Genomic DNA, 2,351 nt, shown 5'->3' on the forward strand with positions numbered 1-2,351 from the left:
GAAACAGACGAGTTTGGATACAATATTGTTAAAGACCCCGTGCATGTGCATGATTTTCATGCCACCATGCTTCACCTGTTAGGCATAGACCATGAAAGACTGACCTTCAAACATCAGGGCAGAAGGTACCGGCTTACCGATGTGGCCGGCAACCTGGTCAATGACATCATTGCCTGATCCTTCACCCCCTATCTTGCTGCTCCTATATGTTATCCAATAAATTGAAGGCCATTCTGGGCCAAATCGTTTTTGCCGTCAATGTCTTTGTGCTGTTTTTGGTAGTAGCCGAAAACCGGGTGCTAATCCCCGATTGGCTGCATGTATTCGGAAGGCTGCACCCCTTGCTGCTGCATTTTCCCATCGTCCTGATCCTGCTGGCCCTGGCTCTGATCGGCATTCCTGACCTCTTGAAGAGTAAAGAAGACAGCCGCGTCTATGGCAGGGACCTGTTGCTGCTGGGAACCCTTACGGCAGGCTTTACCGTCATCGCCGGATTGCTGCTATCCCATGAGACCGGTTACGATCAAAGTGCCCTGACCTGGCATAAGTGGACCGGATTGGCCGTATTCTGGGCTTCCTCCCTGCTTTATAACTTCGTCAACCATCCCAACCATTTGCTCATCAAATCCTCCACGGCCTTTCTGGCACTGGTGGTGGTGCTTTCCGGTCACCTGGGAGCCTCCATCACCCATGGGGAAGACTTCATCACCGGCCCCTTAAAGAACGACGAGTTGCTCGCCGTCAACCTGGAAGAGGCCGAAGTTTTTGCTCATGTGGTGTATCCCATCCTCGAAAACAAATGTGTCAGCTGCCACAAAGCCTCCAAACAAAAAGGGGAGTTGAGAATGGATCAGGCAGCGCTCTTGCTCAAGGGAGGGGAATCCGGACCCGCTGTGGTACCCCATGACCTGGAAAACAGCCTGATGGCCCAGCGCATCAACCTTCCCCAGGAGGACGAGGATCACATGCCTCCGGAAGGCAAGCCCCAGCTGACGGCCGAAGAAAAATCCATCCTGGAAGCCTGGATCCATTCCGGAGCCCCGGTGGACGGAAAAGTACTGGAGCTATCGGATACCAGCAGTATCTATAGCCTGGCCGTGAATAAGTTTAATGCCAAACCGGCAAGCTATGAATTCGAAGAAGCTGCTACCGAAACCGTGGAAAGCCTCAATAACTTTTACCGGAAGGTGCAGCCACTGGGGGTGGAGTCTCCGGCACTGTCGGTAAGCTATTTTGGCAGGGCCAGTTTTGACCCCGAATCATTAAAAGAGCTGGAAGCCATTCAGGTGCAGACCGTCTCCATTAACCTGAACAACATGCCTGTGGAAGACGCCGAGCTGGAATTCCTGACCGGCTTTACCCATCTGGAAAAACTCTACCTGAACTTTGCTTCCATCAAAGGAGAAGGCCTGCAGCACCTGCAGGGCCTGGAAAAGCTGCACCTGCTATCTTTATCCGGCAATCCCCTGGAGGAGGGGGCGGTAGCCCAACTGTCGGAACTGACAAACCTGAAAAAATTATTCGTCTGGAATACCGGCCTTACGGAAGCCTCCCTGGAAAAACTGAGCGAGGCACTTCCGGCTACCGAAATTGAGTCCGGGGCCAGCGTCAGCGAAACGGTATTGATGCTCAATCCTCCGGTGATCCGCTTTGACAAGGCGTTTTTCAGGGATAAGCTCAGCGTCGAACTCACCCATCCCATCGGTGCCACCACGCTATTTTACACCCTGGATGGTACCGATCCGGATAGCAGCAACCACCTGGTCTACGAAAAGCCATTGGAAATCGATGCGGACAAAATCCTGAAAGCCCGGGCCTTTGCTGAAGGTTGGATCGGAAGTGAAGTCTCCGAGGCGGAATTCATTCAGTCTACCATCGCACCGGACAGCTACCAGATGAACTACCTCCCGGAAGATCGCTATAAAGGAGACGGGCAGGAAAGCTTGTTTGATAGAAAAAAAGCCATACCCGATGTATGGAACCTCAACTGGCTGGGGTTTCTAAACAATCCCCTGGAGGTGGAAATGGATTTTGATACCCCTGCCGATATCCATTCCATGGCCCTGTCGCTATGGCAAAACAGCGGATCCCGGTTCTTCCCGCCCAAAGAGGTGCAACTATGGACCCGCAACAGCCCGGAACAAAACTGGCAGCTGGCCAAAACCTACCAACCCAAACCCCTAACCAAGCAGGATCCTTCCCTGCTCAGGCAGTTTGAAATCCCCTTTTCGGCCAAGGGGGTCCGCCACCTCAAGCTACTGGCCAAACCCGTGGATCGACTGCCCTCCTGGCACGGAGCCGCAGGAAGCAAAGCATGGCTTATGGTCGATGAAATTGTGATGAACTAGGGG

Annotated in this window: 2 protein-coding genes; both read left to right on the forward strand. The window is 53.1% G+C overall.

Annotated elements, in window-relative coordinates; genetic code table 11:
• The coding region (locus GKS34_RS23135; protein ID WP_163387519.1) for a DUF1501 domain-containing protein at positions 1–177 on the forward strand (177 nt) is incomplete at its 5' end.
• Between the two features lie 29 nt (positions 178–206).
• Positions 207–2,348 (forward strand): c-type cytochrome domain-containing protein, encoded by a 2,142-nt coding sequence (locus GKS34_RS23140; RefSeq protein WP_163387521.1) that lies wholly within the window; start codon positions 207–209, stop codon positions 2,346–2,348.
• Positions 2,349–2,351 lie beyond the last annotated feature (3 nt).

This window comes from Cyclobacterium jeungdonense (assembly GCF_010994275.1).
In the GTDB taxonomy this organism is placed as follows: Bacteria; Bacteroidota; Bacteroidia; order Cytophagales; family Cyclobacteriaceae; genus Cyclobacterium; species Cyclobacterium jeungdonense.

Excerpts from the sequence above, each read along its gene's own strand:
- GKS34_RS23140 (WP_163387521.1), top strand. The coding sequence starts at position 207 with ATGTTATCCAATAAATTGAAGGCCATTCTGGGCCAAATCGTTTTTGCC.